We start from the raw sequence: 17,368 nt of genomic DNA, 5'->3' as shown, positions 1-17,368 counted from the left end.
GTATCAGTGGCGTGCCGTTCAGCCGATCAGGTCGGACCAGAACCGCACCGTCGACGCCGTCTGCAACGCCGGGTCGGAGTCGTGGTGCCCGAGTTCGCGTTCTGCGTAAGCGAAAAGGCCAGTGCCGCAGTTTGTTACGTCGGTCTGGTACACCGATAACACGGGATGCCCCAAACTTCCCCGGCCCGCGGGTAGGTAGCGATTGGAATGCACCGGCACCAGCTGCGGTACCCGCGCCAGATGGTAGTTCGCGCTACGCAACGCATCCTTCATTCGGGCCGGGCGCACGCCCCAGTCGGCGCTCCAGAAGTCCCGCCATTCGACAGCGAACAGGATTCCCTCGGCGGGCATCCGTAATCGCTGTTGCAGACTCCGGCGCGGCGCGTCCCGCCAGTCGGGCCACGATGCACCGACGGGCAGTCCCGACGACAGAAACGACCGGTGGTCGTCGGCGAATTCGAATCCGAACTCGGCCTCGACGCCGGCCAATTCCTCGTCGGTGAGACCGGGTGTCATCGTCACCGTGCTGTCGTCGAACATGCCAGCAGGCTAGGTGTGTTGGGGGCTCTGCGCCTTCTTGTACAACGACTTGAGCAGCAGATCACGGAAGGTGTGGTTATCGAGCAGTTTTAGCCCGGTTTCTGACACCTTCGGGTAGCCGGCCAGCTTGTTGAAGAAGCGGCCGCGCTTGTACTCGCGTCCCCACGCGGCTTCCATGCGCTGCTGGTAGTTGGTGAAGTCGTCGGGTCCGCCGTTTTCCAGCGCCGCGATCGCACACTCGCCGGCGGCCAAGCCGGATTCCAGCGCCTTGGAGATACCCGCGCCCGACACCGGTTTGCCCGCGCCCAGCGAGTCACCCGCGAACAGCACCCCGGGGCGCCACGGCGGCCAGGCGGTGAAGCCCATCGGCAGCCGCCAGGCCCGGACCGTCTTGTTCTTCTTCAGCTCTTCGACCGACGGCAGCTCCCATTCGGCAGGCAGGGTGCGCAGGAAGTCGCCGAAGAAGTGGGTGGCGTTGATGGCTTGCCAGTTCTTGTAGCTGTTGACGTAGCCGAGCCCGATGTTGAACCGGCCGCCGCCCATCGGGAAGATCCAGCCGTAGCCCGGCAGCTGGTCGCCCTGGAACAGCAGTTTGAGGTAGATCTCGAAGCGATCGGAGTCCGCGCGGTTGGCGTGCATCTCCGAACGGATCGCGATCGCCGAGTAGCCGTTGTAGTCCGAGTCGATCTTGAGTGCCCGTTTGAAGGGGGAGTAGGCGCCGTCGGCGGCGATGACCGCGTCGCCCAGAACCTTCTCGCCGCTCTTGAGCACCGCACCGATCACGCGGCCCCGGGCATCGAACTCGGGACCGGCGACCTCGCAGCCCTGGCGCACCACCGCGCCGGCGGACTCGGCGTGCTTGAGCAGCATGGTGTCGAGTTCGGCGCGGCCGGCCGTGCGGCCGTAGTCGGGCATGCCGGGACGCTTCGGGAACGACAGTTCCCACTCCGACGGGCTGAAGACCGTGACACCGCTGATCTTGTGGAAGTGGGAGATCTCCTTGGCCAGGCCCATCTTCTGCAGGTAGCTCACCGCGCGCGCGGTCAGGCCGTCACCACAGGGTTTGTCCCGCGGAAATTCGGCCTTGTCGAGGACCACCACTTTCGCGCCAGTTTGCGCGGCCTGCCATGCTGCCGCGGACCCCGATGGCCCTCCGCCGGCTATCACCAGGTCGAATCGCTCGGTCACGTGTCTCGTCTCGCTTCGATGATTGGATTGCCTCGATGCTATCCGAGAACGGTGAATCGCTCGCCTCGGCGTAGGTCGGTGTGATCGTCATCGCCGACCGCCGGGGCTGGCCCGAGTACAGTGCTTGACGTGCGCAGAGTGTCCAGATCGCGATCCGGCGCGGAACCGGGCAAGGTCGACGCGCGCAGCGAGCGCTGGCGCGAGCACCGGAAGAAGGTGCGCCGCGAGATCGTCGACGCCGCGTTCCGGTCCATCGACAAGCACGGGCCCGAGGTGAGCCTGCGCGAGATCGCCGAAGAGGCGGGCACTGCCAAGCCGAAGATCTACCGGCACTTCAAAGACAAGTCCGACCTGTTCCAGGCGATCGGCAAGCGGCTGCGCGACATGTTGTGGACGGCGATTTTCTCCAACATCGACGCCGCCACCGACCCCACGCGCGAGGTCGTCCGCCGCGGTGTCGCCGAGTACGTGAACCTCGTCGAACAGCATCCCAACGTGCTGCGCTTCATGCTGCAGGGCCGGTTTCCCGAGCAATCGGAATCGACCCAGATCGCGCTCAACGAAGGACGCGAGATCACCATGGCGTTCGCTGACACGTTCAACAACGAGCTCAGCGGCATGCAGCTCGACCCGGCGGCCCTGGAACTGGCCGCCGCGGCCGCGTTCGGTGCGGCGTCGGCGGCCACCGACTGGTGGTTGGGCCCGGACCCGGACAGCCCGCGCCGGATGCCGACCGACGAGTTCATCAACCACTTGACGACGATCATGCTCGGCACGGTCAACGGCACCGCCGACCTCCTCGGCGTGCACCTCGATCCCGAGCGTCCCATCCACGACGCGATGCAGCGGCGCGCCGCGGGCTGAGCCACCGGACGCTATAGGCGATACCGCCGGTATTGGGTACTTTGGTGGCATGACTGTTGCTGAACCGACCGTCGCCGACGCCACCACCGAGCCCGTCCACACCCGGGCGCTGGTCATCGGCACCGGATTCTCCGGGCTGGGCATGGGGATCGAACTCCAGCGTCGCGGCGTCGACTTCCTGATTCTGGAGAAGGCCGACGACGTCGGCGGCACCTGGCGCGACAACAGCTACCCGGGCTGCGCCTGCGACATCCCGGCGCACCTCTACTCCTTCTCGTTCGAGCCCAAGCCGGACTGGACCTACATGTGGTCGTTGCAGCCGGAGATCCTCGACTACCTCAGGGGCGTGACCGAGAAGCACGGCTTGCGCCGCTACATCCGCTTCGGCGCCCACGTCGACCGCGCTCACTGGGACGACGCCGAATACCGCTGGCACGTCTTCACCAAGGACGGCCGCGAGTACGTCGCTCAATTCTTGATCTCCGGTGCCGGGGCGCTGCACATCCCGGCGGTGCCCGACTTCGAGGGCTTGGCCGACTTCCAGGGCGAGGCGTTCCATTCAGCACAGTGGGACCACAGCGTCGACCTCACCGGCAAGAAGGTCGCGGTGATCGGCACCGGGGCCAGTGCCATTCAGCTCGTCCCCGAGATCGTCGACAAGGTCGGCGAGCTGCAGCTCTACCAGCGCACGCCCGCGTGGGTGCTGCCGCGGTCCAACAACCCGATCCCGGACTGGATGCGCAACGCGTTCGGTACGGTTCCCGGCGCCCGCGCGGCGCTGCGCACCGGCATCTATTGGTTCCAGGAAGCGCTGGGCTTCGCGATGACCCAGCGACCGGAGCTGCTGGTGCTCGGCGAGAAGGCCGGCAAGTGGAACATCCGTCACCAGGTCCGCGATCGGGAGCTGCGCCGTCGCCTGACACCGAAGTACCAGGTCGGATGCAAGCGAGTCCTCTTCTCCAACAACTACTTCCGTGCAATCGACAGACCGCATTCGGAACTGGTGACCGATCGGATCGCCCGGATCACCCCACATGGCATCGCCACCGAGGACGGCACTGAGCGGGAGGTGGACGTGATCGTGTTCGCCACCGGTTTCCACGTCACCGACTCCTATACCTACGTCGGCATCAAGGGCCCCGGCGGTGAGGACCTGGTGGACCGCTGGAACCGCGAGGGCGTGCAGGCCCACCGCGGGATCGCCGTCGCCGACATGCCGAACCTGTTCTTTCTGCTTGGACCCAACACCGGCCTGGGCCACAACTCGGTGGTGTTCATGATCGAGTCGCAGATCCGCTACGTCGGCCAGGCGATCGATGCCGTCGACAAGGCCGGGGCGCAGGCGCTGGCGCCGAGTCGCTGGGCGCAGGACACCTTCAATGCCGAACTGCAGCAGCGACTGGGCGGGGCGGTGTGGAGCACCGGCGGATGCAGCAGTTGGTATCTCGACGAGCACGGCAAGAACCGCACGCTGTGGAGCGGCATGACGTGGCAGTACTGGTTGGCGACGCGTTCGCTGAAAAAGTCGGAGTACCGCTTCACCGGGGTCGGCTCCGGGGCGCAGGCACGGCCGTCGACGCGGGCCGCGGCGGGCTGATCGCCCGACACGCCGGGCTCTTTTCGACACGCGCGGCGGACCTGTGGATTCGGGACGCGCGAAACACAAGTTGTTGTGTTGCGGCTTGTTGTCCGACCCCAGGGGTAGTGTTTGGTCATCAGCCGGCAACGGGGCAAACAGCGTGGTGAAGTGGGGTTTCGGTGAGCGATGGAACAAAGCTGATCGACCGGGCGACGGCGATCAACTGGAACCGTGTCATTGACGAAAAGGACGCGGAAGTCTGGGATCGCTTGACCGGCAACTTCTGGCTGCCTGAGAAGGTTCCGGTGTCCAACGACATCCCGTCGTGGGGCACGCTGACCGCCGACGAGAAGCAGCTGACCATGCGGGTGTTCACCGGGCTGACGCTGCTGGACACCATTCAGAGCACGGTCGGCTCCGTCAGCATGATCCCCGACGCGTTGACCCCGCACGAAGAAGCGGTGCTGACCAACATCACATTCATGGAATCGGTGCACGCCAAGAGCTACAGCTCGATCTTCTCCACGCTGTGCTCGACCACCGAGATCGACGAAGCCTTCCGCTGGTCCGAGGAGAACGTCAACCTGCAGCGCAAGGCGCAGATCATCCTCGACTACTACCGCGGCGACGATCCACTCAAGCGCAAGATCGCCTCGGTCTTCCTCGAGGCGTTCCTGTTCTACTCCGGCTTCTATCTGCCGATGTACTGGTCGAGCCGGGCCAAGCTGACCAACACCGCCGACCTGATCCGGCTGATCATCCGCGACGAGGCCGTGCACGCCTACTACATCGGTTACAAGTTCCAGAAGGGTTATGCGACCCAGACCGATGAGCGCAAGCAGGACCTCAAGGACTACGCCTACGAACTGCTGTATGCGTTGTACGAGAACGAGATCGAGTACACCCAGGATCTCTACGACGCGGTCGGGCTGACCGAGGACGTCAAGAAGTACCTGCGCTACAACGCCAACAAGGCGCTGATGAATATGGGCTTCGAGGCACTGTTCCCGCGCGACGAGACCGACGTGAATCCGGCGATCCTGTCCGCGCTTTCACCGAACGCCGACGAGAACCACGACTTCTTCTCCGGGTCGGGCTCGTCGTACGTCATCGGCAAGGCCGTCGTTACCGAAGACGAGGACTGGGACTTTTAGCTCCGGCTCCACGAGCGAATTGGCGTGACACCGCTGGCGAGCGGTGACACCATGTGGGCGTGGGCGCGTCGGGGGACGGTCGCGATGAACAGGCGGCATCAGTGCTGTCGTGCGCATCGTGCGGTATTGACCTTCCGCTGAACTCCCGTTTCTGCAATCAGTGTGGTGCAGCTGTCGCGCCTGCCGGACGGTCGGCGGAGTACAAGCAGGTGACGGTGCTCTTCGCCGACGTCGTGCGGTCGATGGACATCGCGGCGTCGGTCGATATCGAGCGGCTGCGCGAGATCATGACCGAGCTACTGGAGCGTTCGGCGGCCGTGGTGCGCCGCTATGGCGGGACCGTGGAGTACACCGGCGACGGGGTGATGGCGATCTTCGGTGCGCCGGTTGCTCTGGAGGACCACGCCTTTCGGGCCTGCCTCGCCGCCGTCGCGATCCAGGAAGAAACCACCCGGCTGGGGGCCGAGGTACACCGGACCGACAAGGTGGCGCTGCAACTGCGGGTGGGACTCAATTCAGGACGGGTGATCGCGGGCGAGATCGGTTCGGGCTCACTGGGATACCGCGCGACCGGCGAACACGTCGGGATGGCGCAACGGATGGAATCTGCTGCGCCCCCGGGCGGCGTCATGCTGTCCGAATCGACCGCCGCACTTGTCGATCAGCGTCGCGTGTTGTTGGCGGACCGCGCGTGGGCACGTATCAAGGGCGCCGACGAACCCGTGCCGGTGCGCCGACTGCTCGGGATCGGGCGGCGCGATCAGGGGTCTGCGCGTACCGAGGCCAGCCTGGTCGGGCGCCGCCGGGAGTTGGCGGCACTTGACGCAATGGTCGACAACGCCACCCGTGGTGGCGGTGCTGTGGTGAATGTGGTGGGCCCGCCTGGCGTCGGCAAGAGCCGGGTGGCCCGCGAGGCCGCGGCCCTGGCGACCCGGCACGGGTTCACGGTGTACTGGACCTTCTGCGAATCGCACACCGCTGATATCCCTTTCGGTGCGGTGGCCCAGTTGTTGCGCGGACGCATCGGAATCGGGGACCTCGACGGCGAAGCGGCGCGCGCCCGCGTGCGCGAACAGTTTCCCGACGCCGACCCGCAGGATCTGCTGCTGCTCGACGATCTGCTCGGCATCGCCGACCCCGAAGTGCCGGTGGCCCAGATCGATCCGGACGCACGGCGGCGCCGGCTGACCGGTCTGATCAACTCCGCATCGCTGGCGCGCACGCGACCGGCGCTGTTCGTCATCGAAGATGTGCACTGGATCGACACGGTCAGCGAATCGATGCTGGCCGATTTCCTTGCGGTGATCCCGCAGACCCCGTCGATGGTGGTCATCACCTCACGCCCCGAATACCAGGGCGCGTTGGTGGGGGTGTCCGGTGCGCAGACGTTGGGGCTTGGCCCACTGGATGATTCGGACAGCGCGGCCCTGCTTCGCGAGCTGCTGGGGTCGCATTCCTCCGTCGGTGAGCTTGCCAGGCTCATCGCCGAGCGTTCGGCGGGGAATCCCTTTTTCGCCGAAGAGATGGTGCGCGAGCTGGTGCAGCGCGGCGTGCTGACCGGGTACCACGGTGATTACGTGTGCCAGACGGATATCGCCGACGTGAGCGTGCCCGCCACGGTGCAGGCAGCGATCGGGGCGCGCATCGACCGGCTCACCGAGCCTGCCAGGCGGACGGTGAACGCCGCATCGGTGATCGGGGCGCGTTTCGGGGCGGGGTTACTGGCCGCGCTGGGTATCGATCCCGTGTTCGACGAGCTGTTGCGTGCCGAGTTGATCGAGCACGTGCGGTTCGGGCCACGCGCCGAGTACGCGTTCCGCCATCCGCTGATCCATGCGGTTGTCTATGAATCGCAATTGAAATCGGATCGCGCGGGATGGCATCGGCGTCTGGCGGCCGCCATCCAAGAACGTGCGCCGGGATCCCTGGACGAGAACGCGGCGTTGATCGCCGAACAGCTCGAAGCCGCAGGAGAATTGCGCGCCGCCTACGGCTGGCATATGCGTGCCGGCGCCTGGTCGACCAACCGTGATCTTGCCGCGGCTCGGATAAGTTGGGAGCGCGCACGCGCCATCGGCGACCGGCTACCTGACGACCAAACCGATCAGTTGTCGATGCGTATCGCCCCGCGAACCATGCTGTGTGCTACCGACTGGCAAGCCCGCGCGGTCCTAGACAGCCGGGAACGTTTCGAAGAGTTGCGTGAATTATGCACCGCGGCAGGGGATAAGACCTCACTGGCCATCGGCATGACCGCCCTGGCGGCCGACCTCTGCTACGCCGCCCGCACCCGAGAGGCGGGCGAACTCGCGACCGAACAGATGGCCCTGCTGGAGGCGATCAGAGATCCCACCCCGACCATGGGGTTGGCGTTCTTGGCGTTCGTCAATTGGCTCGGCGTCGGTGAATTCCGCGAGATTCTGCGGTGGTCGGACACGATCGTCGACCTTGCGGCAGGAGACCCGGACAAAGGCGCCGGATTCGGGATGGGTTCACCGCTGGCGATCGCGTTGGCGTGGCGCGGAACTGCCCAGTGGTGGCTGGGGCGTCCGGGATGGCGTCTCGACCTCCAGGACTCCATCGCGCTGGCCCGGCGCAGTAACCCCGAAACACTGTCCGGTGCCGTCGCGTGGACCTACGGTTTCGCGATTCAGTACGGCGTGCTTCAGACGAGTGCCTACGTGGTGCGGGTGAGCGCGGACGCGGTGCAGACCGCCGAGCGGGCTAGTAGTGATCGTGCATTGGGTTTGGCCGCATACACATTGGCCGTTGCGCTGTTGAATCGAGACGATCCATCGGATCGTGCGCGCGGGCTTGAACTGATGATGCGTGCCCGCGGCGTCTGGCTGCGCAAGCGCGCGTTGTTCCTCATCCCGGTCACCGACGTGTGGGCGGCGCGTGAGCAGGCGCGACGCGGCGACCTCGACGCGGCCATCGAGTTGGCGCGGGCAGCCGTGACCGAGCTGCGCAGTGCGGGAAACGTCTTCTATGGTCTTTGGGGCACAAGCATTTTGGTGGATGTGTTGCTCGACCGAACGGCGCCCGCAGACGTGGCCGAGGCGCGCGAGGCGGTCGACAGCCTGTGGGACCTGCCCGCGGATTCGCCGATCTGCCAGATCATGCTACTGAGGATGCACACGCTGCTGGCCAAGGCTACCGGCGACGAGCCGACGTACCGCGACCGTCGTGATCGCTACCGCGCGATGGCGAAGTCGCTCGGCTTCGAGGGGCACCTTGCGTGGGCTGAGATGCTGCCTTGACGGGCCGAGCGTTCGGCTTGGTAGATGTCGCGGTGCTGGGCGATGTGGGGCCATAGTGACCCAAGCCGGTCCCTGGTTTCGGTAGCGGGCCGACGAGCGCCTTGGCGTTGTTGATGCCGTCGTCGATCGCACCGGCGAGATCCGCGGCGAACTTCCCGGGATCGGGCGACGGTGGGAGCAACCGGGCCGGGGTGGGCACCCACGGTTTGATGGTGCGGTCGTAGCCTGCTTCCACGATCACCCGGAAGAACGGTTCCACCACGTCGATCAGCTTCTCGGGCACCCCGAGCGCCCGCAGCGGGGCGAACAGTGGGAGATGCTGAGTTTCGAAGAAGTAGTAGCTGGTATCGCCGTGGGTGCCTTGATACGCCGGCGATGTCGTTGGATCGGCGGGCAGGCTGACATCGAATGAATTGGCATGTAGGTAGAGGATGCCCATAATCGCGTTCAGGTCTGCGACGACGTTGAGCGGATAGAGCGGGAAATCGGTGAATCCGTCGTATTGCCGGTTGATTTCGACCGTCTTGAACTGGGTGTCAGTCGCCGCGGGCCCGTTGAACGGAAAGTCGAGAATCGGAATGTAGGCGCCGCCGAAGCGAGACATCAAGCCGCCGTTGGGTAGATTCGGATCACCACTCAAGACGAAGTCGATATCGGGGGCGGTCGTCCCCTCCGGATAGTGTTCTGCCAGTTTCTTTTTCACCACGTTGGCGACGCCGGCGCCTTGCGACAGGCCGTAGATGGTCAGATGATCGCCGCCGTGCGCAGTGATCGCGGCCTCGAGATCGGCAGCCCCGAGTGCCAGCGACTGATTGGCCGTGAGGTCGAAGAGTCCGGTGAGTTTCCACCAGGGCTCGTCAGGCCACGCCGGTCCGCCGGGTCCGAAGAGGCGCGGATCTCCGAAAACAACACCGACCACGCGCAACACGCCGGTGACGGGCCACATCTGCTGCGGCGCGGTCACCGGGACGTAATCAATGACGTCGCCTGGATGGGTCGGCTCGATGTACTGGTTCTTGACGATGTCGATATAGGTTTCGTCTGGTGTCGGACACGTGGTTCCGCACAAGATCAGGGCCGTTCGATCGGGTTCGTCAGCCACCGCCACCGGTGTCACCGTCGCGGCCACCGCGAGGACGACCGCGCCGACCGAAGTGCCAATGCGCCGTGTCATACCCATTGCCCTGCCCCTTGTGTGTCGCTGAGGGCAATCGTCACTCTGCGCCGAGCAGAGGGGCTCAGTAGCGCACTACGGCAATCAGTTCACGGCGCCGCGCGTCACCTGTGGGCCAGGTGACGAACGGTGTCGCGACAACAGCCGGCCTGCCTGGCCTGGAGCCCCGAGCTGGAGCATCGCGGCCAAGGCGGTTTCCAGGATGACTTCCTGCTGAACACGACTCCCGCCGATCGAGGGCAGGCCCGGCAGTGACTCGAGCAGATGGTCCAGTGCGGCGCGGGGTTCGCCATCCACCAACGCGATGAGACCTTCACCGATCAACCCGAGCGTGGCTGACTGCTCGTCGGTCGCGCCCGGAACGGTGATCGCGCGGATCGCGGCCGGATCGTTGGCGGCGGCCAGCACCAGCAGCGCGTGGAACGCGATGAACGCCGTTTGCGGCGCGTAGGCAAGTGAACCGGCCTCGGCGAGCAGCGGCATCGGATCCGGCGGAGTGACCCAATCCGGATGCAGGCGCGCCCGCCATGCCAGCGAGCCGGCGTCGACCAGGCAGCGTACGTCCCGCGAATGCGGCGGGGCCAGGAACGCGGCGTACCGGCGAGCCGCCGCGGCCGCGTCACCCATGGCGAGCTCGTGCAGCGCGGCGTGCCACTGGAAGTGCGGGAGGTAGCGCTGCGTGCTGCCGTGGCTCGGGATCCAGTCGGTCAGCCACTTCAAACCGGCGCCGTGCGCGTCGGTTTCGTAGTGCACGTGCGAAAGGGCATGTGCTGCATTGCCATTGGCCGGGTCTAGTTCGAGTGCGGCGTCGGCAAGATCGGCGGCGTCGTACCAGAGGCCCTGCTCGGTCCGGCCGTAGGCGCGCAGACCGAGATACCACGGCGCCTCACCGTGCACGCCGGTGAATTGCTCGACGTACTGCCACGCGTCGGGCAACGCGTCACCGGCTCCTGCGAACGCGATCGAGGGCGCGAGAACCAGCAGCGCGACGGCATCATCCGGTGCCCGCTCGAGATGCTCGATCAGCGCCTCCGTGCCTGCCGCATTTCCCTTCTCGCACCACGTCGCAATCGCCTCGACGTGACTGCGGTCCTCGGCACTGCCTCGGGCGAGTGCTGCCCGCGCCCGTGCGAGATGGCCGTCGACGGCGTCGGGACCGCCGGCGCGGTCGGGCCGTTCCATGGCGATCATCGCCAGCGCAACGTGCGCCCGGGCATGGCCGGGATCTTCGGCGACAGCGGCGGCGAACGCCATCGACGCGCCGTCCTGGACGGCGAGCAGACGCCGCACACCTTCGGCGTATGACGCTGCGGCGCCGGTCAATTGCGGCGTCGCCGGGACACGACGTGGCACCTGCGGTGGGTGACCGCGGATGTCGTCGGCGACCAGTTTCGCGGCGGCCGCGGCCTGCGCACGGATCTCGGGAATGGCGGTGGTCTCCCACTCCTCACCTTGGCGAATCGACCCGAGGCACACGATGCCGGGGACCGTCGCGCCGGACTCGTCGACGAGGCGGCCGTCGTCGTCGAGGCGCACGCCGATCCCGCACGGGTGCAAGGACGCGACGCCGGAGGCGAGCAGGTTCGCCCACAGCGGGGAACGTTGCAAGGATCGCCGGTCCCACGCGGTGCCGGTGGCGACCACCACCGCATCGCCGCGGCGGCGGATGGATTGGTCGCTGGTGGTGACGACCAGTTCGACGCCGTCGCCGCGTAGCGAAACATCGGCGACCTCACCCGCCGCGACGGCCAATTGGCCGCGTTCGATCGCCGATTCGATGGCATCGGCGACCGATGGCGGCATGCGATGGCGCAGGATCTCCCACTGCCGCAAGTCTTCCCGCAGGAATCGGCGCTGGTCCTCCCACCCGAGCGAACGCCACAGCCGGGCGGTGTGTGGCCGGATCGCGTCGATGACCTGTCGCCAGTCCAACCCTGCTTGGCGTGCCTGCTCGAGATCCGCACCGAGGGCGGCGCGCAATTGCTCCAGTGAGATCTCGGGGCCGAGCGCATCGAGATGAGGTAGCTCCGCCGGTGCACCCGCATTGCGGAACCGTTGGGGGAGTGCACCATTGCGGGACAGCAACGTGACCGTGGCGCCGCGCGCGATGAGATGCAGTGCGACATCGACGCCGGTGAGTCCGGAGCCGATCACCAGGACGGTCTCGGGTCGACGCGCACCTAGTGCGGCGAGAGCCCCTGGCGCCCACGGATCGACGACCACTCTGCCGTCGGTGTCGGCGGCCAATACCGGAGCCAACGCACGCTCCAGGGAATCCGGCATGCCTCCGTCAGGGCGGCCCGAGGCGAGCACGACCACGTCGGCCGACAACGTCCTGCCGTCGTTCAGCTTCAGCTGCGTGGCGGTTCCCGGAACCAGGCCGACGACCTCGGCCGTCTCGATACGGACGTTCGCGGCGATGAGTTCTTCGCGCAAGTAGCGGCCATAGGCGAGGCGTGGAGCGAAACCCTCGACCGCCGTCACAGCGCGCTCGTCGAGCCAGCGACGGAAGTGGTCGGGATCGTCGGGCCACACCGACATCCGCGGGGCGACAACGTTCAGCAAGTGGGACGGATCGCTGGTGCCGTAGGCCGCGCCGGTGCCGGGGCGTCCGGAGGCGTCGATCAGGGTGATCTGGGCATCCGGCGTGTTGCGGCGCAGGTGGATCGCGGCGAGCACTCCCGCGGCCCCACCGCCCACAATGGCCACGCGCATCACGGGGGGATGCTATCGCTCGGCGCGAGGCCGGCGGTGGCGAAATCGTGAGACCGCAATGTGCTAGCCGGCAAGGTTGAACCGCCCCTGGCTGCCGTAGATCGCCAGCGAGATGAGCAGTGTCACCGACACCACGACGACGAGCGAGGTCCGCACAGCGTCGCCTGTCGCAACGCCGACTCCGGACGGTCCTCCGGACGCGAAGAATCCAAAGTAGGTGTGGATCAACAGGATTGCCAAAGCCATGAGGATGGCCTGGGCGAACGACCACAGCAAGTCGATCGGGCTGAGGAACGTCGAGAAGTAGTGGTCGTACAACCCCGCCGACTGGCCGAGGAGAGCCACGGTGGTGAACCGGCTGGCCAGGAAGGAGAGGATGACGGCGACGGCGTACAGGGGAGCGATCGACATCATTCCGGCGACGATCCGGGTGCTCACCAGGAAGGCCACCGGCTGGATGGCCATAGCCTCCAGCGCGTCGATCTCCTGGTTGACCCGCATCGCGCCGAGCTGGGCTGTCACGCCGGCACCGAATGTGGCCGCCAAACCGATGCCGGCGACGACCGGCGCCGAGATGCGCACATTGATGAATGCGGCCAGGAAGCCGGTGAGCGCCTCGATGCCGATATTTCCCAGCGAGCTGTACCCCTGCACCGCCAGCGTGCCGCCGGTCGCGACCGTGAGAAATCCGACGACCACCAACGTTCCGCCGAACATCGCCAAGATCCCTGCGCCCATGCTGATTTCGGCGACCAGGCGGATGATCTCGCTGCGGTAGTAGCGCACCGCGGTCGGGATGGCCGCGATCGCTTTGGCGTAGAACAGCGCCTGATCGCCGACCCGGCCCAGCACGTACCACGGCCGTTCCGCGGCGCGGGTCAGCCGGGGATAGACGCCACGGTGCGTCACGACGGTTCCCTGTTCACGTACTTGAAGGTCCGCGCCCGTCACGCGGCGTTGTAGGGCCCTTTGTCCCACCTATCGACACCCATGGGCTTCATTCGGATGGGACAGGTGCTTTGAGCCGGCGGTTACATCGCGGATGCTGAAGGGCGTGACCGCACCCGAACCGTTCAGCGCCCTCGGCGTGGACGGCGTGAGAATTGCCGCCGACCGCTTCGGCGATCCCGGCGCGCCGAGCGTTGTCTTCCTCCACGGCGGCGGGCAGACCCGCCGCTCCTGGGGGCGGGCCGCCGCCGCGGTGGCCGCGCGCGGCTGGCAGGCGATCACCGTCGACCTGCGCGGACACGGTGAATCCGACTGGTCGGAGGACGGTGACTACCGGGTCGTCAGCTTCGCCGGTGACGTACTGGAACTCCTGCGTGAGCTGCCGCCGCGGCCGGTGCTCGTCGGTGCGTCACTGGGCGGATTCACCGGAATGCTGCTCGCCGGGGAGCTGGCCCCCGAAGCCCTGCGCGCGCTGGTCCTGGTCGACATCGTTCCCGACATGAACCCGTCCGGAGCCGAGCGGATCCACCAGTTCATGTACGACCGCATGGAGTCGGGCTTCGAGTCGCTCGACGAGGTGGCCGACATGATCCAGGAGTACAACCCGAACCGGCGGCGGCCCGCCGACCTCGACGGTCTGCGCGCGAACCTGCGTCAGCGCGACGGCCGCTGGTACTGGCATTGGGATCCCAAGTTCATCGACGGCACCGCGGCCAGCCCGCCCGTCGAGGTCACCGAGGCCGAGCGGATGAATGCGGCGGTCGAGGCGATCCTGGCCGCCGGCGTCCCGATGCTCCTGGTGCGCGGGCAGATGAGCGATCTCGTCACCCAGGACCGCGCCGACGCGTTTCTGGAGCGGTTCCCGCGGATCGAGTTCGTCGACGTCGCCGGCGCCGGCCACATGGTGGCCGGCGATCGTAACGACCTGTTCGCCGAGGCGGTGGTGGAATTCCTGGCCAGGTGCCCCGACGAACGGTGAACGCGGTGTGAACCGGCGGCGAACTGTCCAACCGGTGCTGGCGCTGTCCGGACGCAACCGAGAGACTGGGCGACGTGACCACTACGTCGCTTCTGCACTCGATCCTCAACTGGCTGCGCGCCGGCTACCCGAACGGCGTTCCCGGTCCCGACCGGGTCCCGCTCTTGGCGCTGCTGCGCGCGACCCCGCTGACTGAGGACCAGATCAAAGAGGTCGTCGCCAACCTCACCGCCAAGGATTCGCCCGCGCTGGACGGCGGGATCGACGAGGACGAGATCGCCGAATTCATCAAGGACGTGAGCCACCACGACGCCGGGCCGGAGAATGTCAAGCGTGTGGCGGCCACGCTGGCCGCGGCGGGCTGGCCGCTGGCCGGCGTGACCGAGGACACGGTCGGCGAATAGTCGCTAGGCGCGCAGCGACTCGGTGTCGATCACGAAGCGGTACCGCACATCGCTGGCGAGCACCCGCTCGTAGGCCTCGTTGATGTAATCCGGTGCGATGACCTCGATCTCAGGGGTCACGCCGTGCTCGGCGCAGAAGTCGAGCATCTCCTGCGTCTCGGCGATGCCACCGATCAGGGACCCGGACAGGCTGTGCCTGCCGAAGATCAGCGCCGCGGCCGGCACTTCCATCGGATGTTCGGGCATGCCGAGTTCGACGAGCGTCCCGTCGAGGGCCAACAGACCGAGGTACGACTCGAGGTCCAGGTTCGCCGACACGGTGTTGAGGATCAGGTCGAACGTGCCCTTGAGGGTCGTGAAAGTCGTTGCGTCACTGGTGGCGTAGTACTCGTCGGCGCCCAGGCGCAGACCGTCTTCCATCTTCTTGAGCGACTGGCTCAGCACGGTCACGTGGGCGCCCATCGCCTTGGCCAGCTTCACGCCGACATGACCGAGGCCACCGAGGCCGATGACGGCGACCCGCTTGTCCGGCCCGGCATTCCAGTGCCGCAGCGGTGAGTAGAGGGTGATACCCGCGCACAACAGCGGGGCAGCGGCATCCAGCGCGATGCTGTCCGGGATCCGCAACACGTAGTTCTCGTCGACGACGATCGCACCGCTGTACCCGCCCTGGGTGGGCTGTCCGTCGCGGCCGACGCCGTTGTAGGTGCCGATCATTCCCGGGTTGGTGCAGTACTGCTCGACACCGGCCAGGCAGGCGTCGCACTCGCGGCAGGAGTCGACGAAGCAGCCGACGCCGACGCGGTCGCCGACCTTGTACTTGGTGACCTCGGGGCCGATTTCCGTTACTACACCGGCGATTTCGTGGCCGGGCACCATCGGATACTCCACGTCGCCCCACTCGCCGCGCACGGTGTGGATGTCGGAGTGACAGATGCCGGCGAAGTGGATGTCGAGCTTCACATCGTGCGGGCCGACGTCACGGCGGGTAATGGTGGTCTTGGCCAGCGGCTCCGTGGCGGATGTGGCGGCATATGCGGTAACTGTGCTCATCGTTGTCCTTGAGTTCACGTTTCGGGCAGCACTGATCGAGTCAGCGTGTGGGAGAGTGCCGCGACGTTGCGACCTACGGGAAACAACCGGGCGAGACGCGTGCGCAATTCCCGCCTGAGAGATTTATAACCCGGCTGCGCGAATTGCGCCGTTGAAGGACACCCGCTGGTAGGTGGCGACCCCGGCCTGCGTGTACGGATCGCGGTCGATGATGTCCTGGACGGCTTCGGTGTCGATGTCCGCGGTGAACAGCAGGCCACCGGCACCGGACTCCTGGCGGCCGGCGATCAGCAGACGACCGGCGTCGACCTCGTCCTGCAGCCACGCCAGGTGCGCGGGACGGGTCTTCTCGACGACCTCGGCGGGCTGGGTGTACGTGCCGATCAACACATGGAACACAGTGACGAACGTTACCTCTAGTTGATCGGGGCGTTGAGCCAGCGCAAGTCGTCGAGAATGCCGCGGGCGGCGACGATGCCCTGGCCGGTCTGCCACACCTCGTTGTTGACCACGAACACCCGGTTGTCACGGTTGGCCGACAGCTTGCGCCAGGCCGGACTGTCCAGGACGGCCGGGGCGCGGTCCTTGGCCGCCGGCGACGCGAACGAGAGATAGATGATGTCGCCATCGGCGGGGGAGAGATCCGCATGGCTCAGGTCGGTGTCGGAGATCCCGATCTCGAGATAGGGCTTGTCGGTAAATCGTTGGGCCGCAGGACGATCCACACCGACGGCGGCCAACACCGAGGCTGGGAAGTTCTCGGCGCCGTACACCCGCATCGTGGTGTCGGTGAATTGGACGATCGACGCCTGGAAGTGCGGGGCATCGTTGGCCAGGCCCTTCTGCTTGGCGGCCTCGGTGAAGTCACCGACCAGATCGCTCGCGGCCTCGGCCCTTCCGGTCGCCGCGCCGATCGCGCGCAGGTTGTCCTGCCACTTGGCGCCCGGCGCATCGGTGAACGCCGTCGGCGCGATGGCTGCCAGTGCGTCATGCGACTGCGCTGACAACTGCGAGCCGAGGATCAGATCGGGTTTGGCCGCCGCGATCGCGGCCAGATCGGGTGAGCTGCGCGTGCCCGCGCCGGGCACGTCGTGGATGACGGTGCCGAGATACGACGGCTGGCTCGCCGACCCGTCGGGCAGCGCGGCGGCCACGATCCGCGACTGCAGACCCAGCGCGCAGAGGGCGTCGAGCTCGTCGCCGGCCAGCACGACGATGCGCTGCGGGTCCGGGCCGCCCGGGTCGAGCCGGGCCGGCTCGGGTGCGCACGACTCGTCGGGGCGGCGCTGATTGCCCAACACGCCCGCGCTCGCGATCTTGGTGGTGCTGGTGACGATGCTGCTCGCGGCCGACGGCGCGGGGTTCTTGGACGAACCGGAGCAGCCGCTGGCGACCGTCATGGCGACCGCTGCGAGCACCGCTCCGGCCGCCATCACGACGCCCGAACGCTTCCCGCCGATCAACACGACGCCGACGGTAACACCCGCCCGCGGCAGGGCCGCTGACCTGC

Annotated in this window: 14 protein-coding genes; 6 read left to right on the top strand and 8 right to left on the bottom strand. The window is 66.8% G+C overall.

Going from position 1 to position 17,368, the window contains the following annotated elements; translation table 11 throughout:
• Positions 1-18: 18 nt before the first annotated feature.
• Positions 19-540, bottom strand: coding sequence for a hypothetical protein (locus EV580_RS05260; protein ID WP_133690040.1), 522 nt, complete (start codon positions 538-540; stop codon positions 19-21).
• A gap of 9 nt (positions 541-549) precedes the next feature.
• A complete protein-coding gene (locus EV580_RS05255) occupies positions 550-1,728 on the bottom strand; it encodes an NAD(P)/FAD-dependent oxidoreductase (protein ID WP_133690039.1) in 1,179 nt (392 codons plus the stop codon).
• Between the two features lie 129 nt (positions 1,729-1,857).
• Here EV580_RS05255 and EV580_RS05250 point away from each other — a divergent pair, with 129 nt between their 5' ends.
• The 4 genes from EV580_RS05250 to EV580_RS05235 all read left to right on the top strand — a co-directional run bounded on the left by EV580_RS05250 (position 1,858) and on the right by EV580_RS05235 (position 8,585).
• Complete coding sequence (locus EV580_RS05250; RefSeq protein WP_133690038.1) at positions 1,858-2,592, top strand: TetR/AcrR family transcriptional regulator; 735 nt, start codon at positions 1,858-1,860, stop codon at positions 2,590-2,592.
• Positions 2,593-2,641: 49 nt separating this feature from the next.
• On the top strand, positions 2,642-4,189 hold the full coding sequence (locus tag EV580_RS05245) for a flavin-containing monooxygenase (protein WP_133690037.1): 1,548 nt from the start codon (positions 2,642-2,644) through the stop codon (positions 4,187-4,189).
• Between the two features lie 161 nt (positions 4,190-4,350).
• Positions 4,351-5,325: a class 1b ribonucleoside-diphosphate reductase subunit beta gene (nrdF, locus tag EV580_RS05240; RefSeq protein WP_133690036.1), complete on the top strand. Its 975-nt coding sequence runs from the start codon at positions 4,351-4,353 to the stop codon at positions 5,323-5,325.
• Positions 5,326-5,426: 101 nt separating this feature from the next.
• The gene (locus EV580_RS05235) at positions 5,427-8,585 is read left to right on the top strand and encodes an AAA family ATPase (protein WP_286171525.1); all 3,159 of its coding nucleotides are present in this window, start codon (positions 5,427-5,429) and stop codon (positions 8,583-8,585) included.
• Here EV580_RS05235 and EV580_RS05230 read toward each other — a convergent pair.
• The 3 genes from EV580_RS05230 to EV580_RS05220 form a co-directional block, all read right to left on the bottom strand.
• Entirely contained in the window at positions 8,479-9,759 is a 1,281-nt protein-coding gene (locus EV580_RS05230) for a PE-PPE domain-containing protein (RefSeq protein ID WP_133690034.1), read from the bottom strand. The genes EV580_RS05235 and EV580_RS05230 overlap by 107 nt on opposite strands.
• 84 nt (positions 9,760-9,843) lie before the next feature.
• A complete protein-coding gene (locus EV580_RS05225; RefSeq protein WP_166654586.1) occupies positions 9,844-12,474 on the bottom strand; it encodes an FAD/NAD(P)-binding protein in 2,631 nt (876 codons plus the stop codon).
• Between the two features lie 63 nt (positions 12,475-12,537).
• A complete protein-coding gene (locus tag EV580_RS05220; protein WP_133690032.1) occupies positions 12,538-13,383 on the bottom strand; it encodes an MlaE family ABC transporter permease in 846 nt (281 codons plus the stop codon).
• A gap of 133 nt (positions 13,384-13,516) precedes the next feature.
• Between EV580_RS05220 and EV580_RS05215 the strand changes: the two genes are divergently transcribed.
• Entirely contained in the window at positions 13,517-14,401 is an 885-nt protein-coding gene (locus tag EV580_RS05215) for an alpha/beta fold hydrolase (RefSeq protein WP_133690031.1), read from the top strand.
• A 74-nt stretch (positions 14,402-14,475) separates the two neighbouring features.
• Positions 14,476-14,805 (top strand): DUF3349 domain-containing protein, encoded by a 330-nt coding sequence (locus EV580_RS05210; RefSeq protein WP_133690030.1) that lies wholly within the window; start codon positions 14,476-14,478, stop codon positions 14,803-14,805.
• Positions 14,806-14,808: 3 nt separating this feature from the next.
• Here EV580_RS05210 and EV580_RS05205 read toward each other — a convergent pair whose 3' ends face one another.
• From EV580_RS05205 to EV580_RS05195, 3 genes are all read right to left on the bottom strand, one after another.
• On the bottom strand, positions 14,809-15,858 hold the full coding sequence (locus EV580_RS05205; RefSeq protein ID WP_133690029.1) for an NAD(P)-dependent alcohol dehydrogenase: 1,050 nt from the start codon (positions 15,856-15,858) through the stop codon (positions 14,809-14,811).
• A gap of 123 nt (positions 15,859-15,981) precedes the next feature.
• Complete coding sequence (locus tag EV580_RS05200) at positions 15,982-16,257, bottom strand: YciI family protein (protein ID WP_133690028.1); 276 nt, start codon at positions 16,255-16,257, stop codon at positions 15,982-15,984.
• 17 nt (positions 16,258-16,274) lie between these two features.
• Entirely contained in the window at positions 16,275-17,324 is a 1,050-nt protein-coding gene (locus tag EV580_RS05195; RefSeq protein ID WP_286171453.1) for an iron-siderophore ABC transporter substrate-binding protein, read from the bottom strand.
• Positions 17,325-17,368: the final 44 nt, after the last annotated feature.

Origin of the sequence: Mycobacterium sp. BK086 (assembly GCA_004362315.1) — a bacterium.
Classification (GTDB): Bacteria; Actinomycetota; Actinomycetes; order Mycobacteriales; family Mycobacteriaceae; genus Mycobacterium.
This window is presented reverse-complemented; position numbering and strand designations above follow the sequence as displayed.

What these genes read in the sequence shown, in the direction of transcription:
- EV580_RS05260 (WP_133690040.1), bottom strand. Translation starts at nt 540, where the DNA reads ATGTTCGACGACAGCACGGTGACGATGACACCCGGTCTCACCGACGAG.
- EV580_RS05245 (WP_133690037.1), top strand. Translation starts at nt 2,642, where the DNA reads ATGACTGTTGCTGAACCGACCGTCGCCGACGCCACCACCGAGCCCGTC.
- EV580_RS05225 (WP_166654586.1), bottom strand. Translation starts at nt 12,474, where the DNA reads ATGCGCGTGGCCATTGTGGGCGGTGGGGCCGCGGGAGTGCTCGCCGCG.
- EV580_RS05215 (WP_133690031.1), top strand. Translation starts at nt 13,517, where the DNA reads ATGCTGAAGGGCGTGACCGCACCCGAACCGTTCAGCGCCCTCGGCGTG.
- EV580_RS05230 (WP_133690034.1), bottom strand. Translation starts at nt 9,759, where the DNA reads ATGACACGGCGCATTGGCACTTCGGTCGGCGCGGTCGTCCTCGCGGTG.
- EV580_RS05205 (WP_133690029.1), bottom strand. Translation starts at nt 15,858, where the DNA reads ATGAGCACAGTTACCGCATATGCCGCCACATCCGCCACGGAGCCGCTG.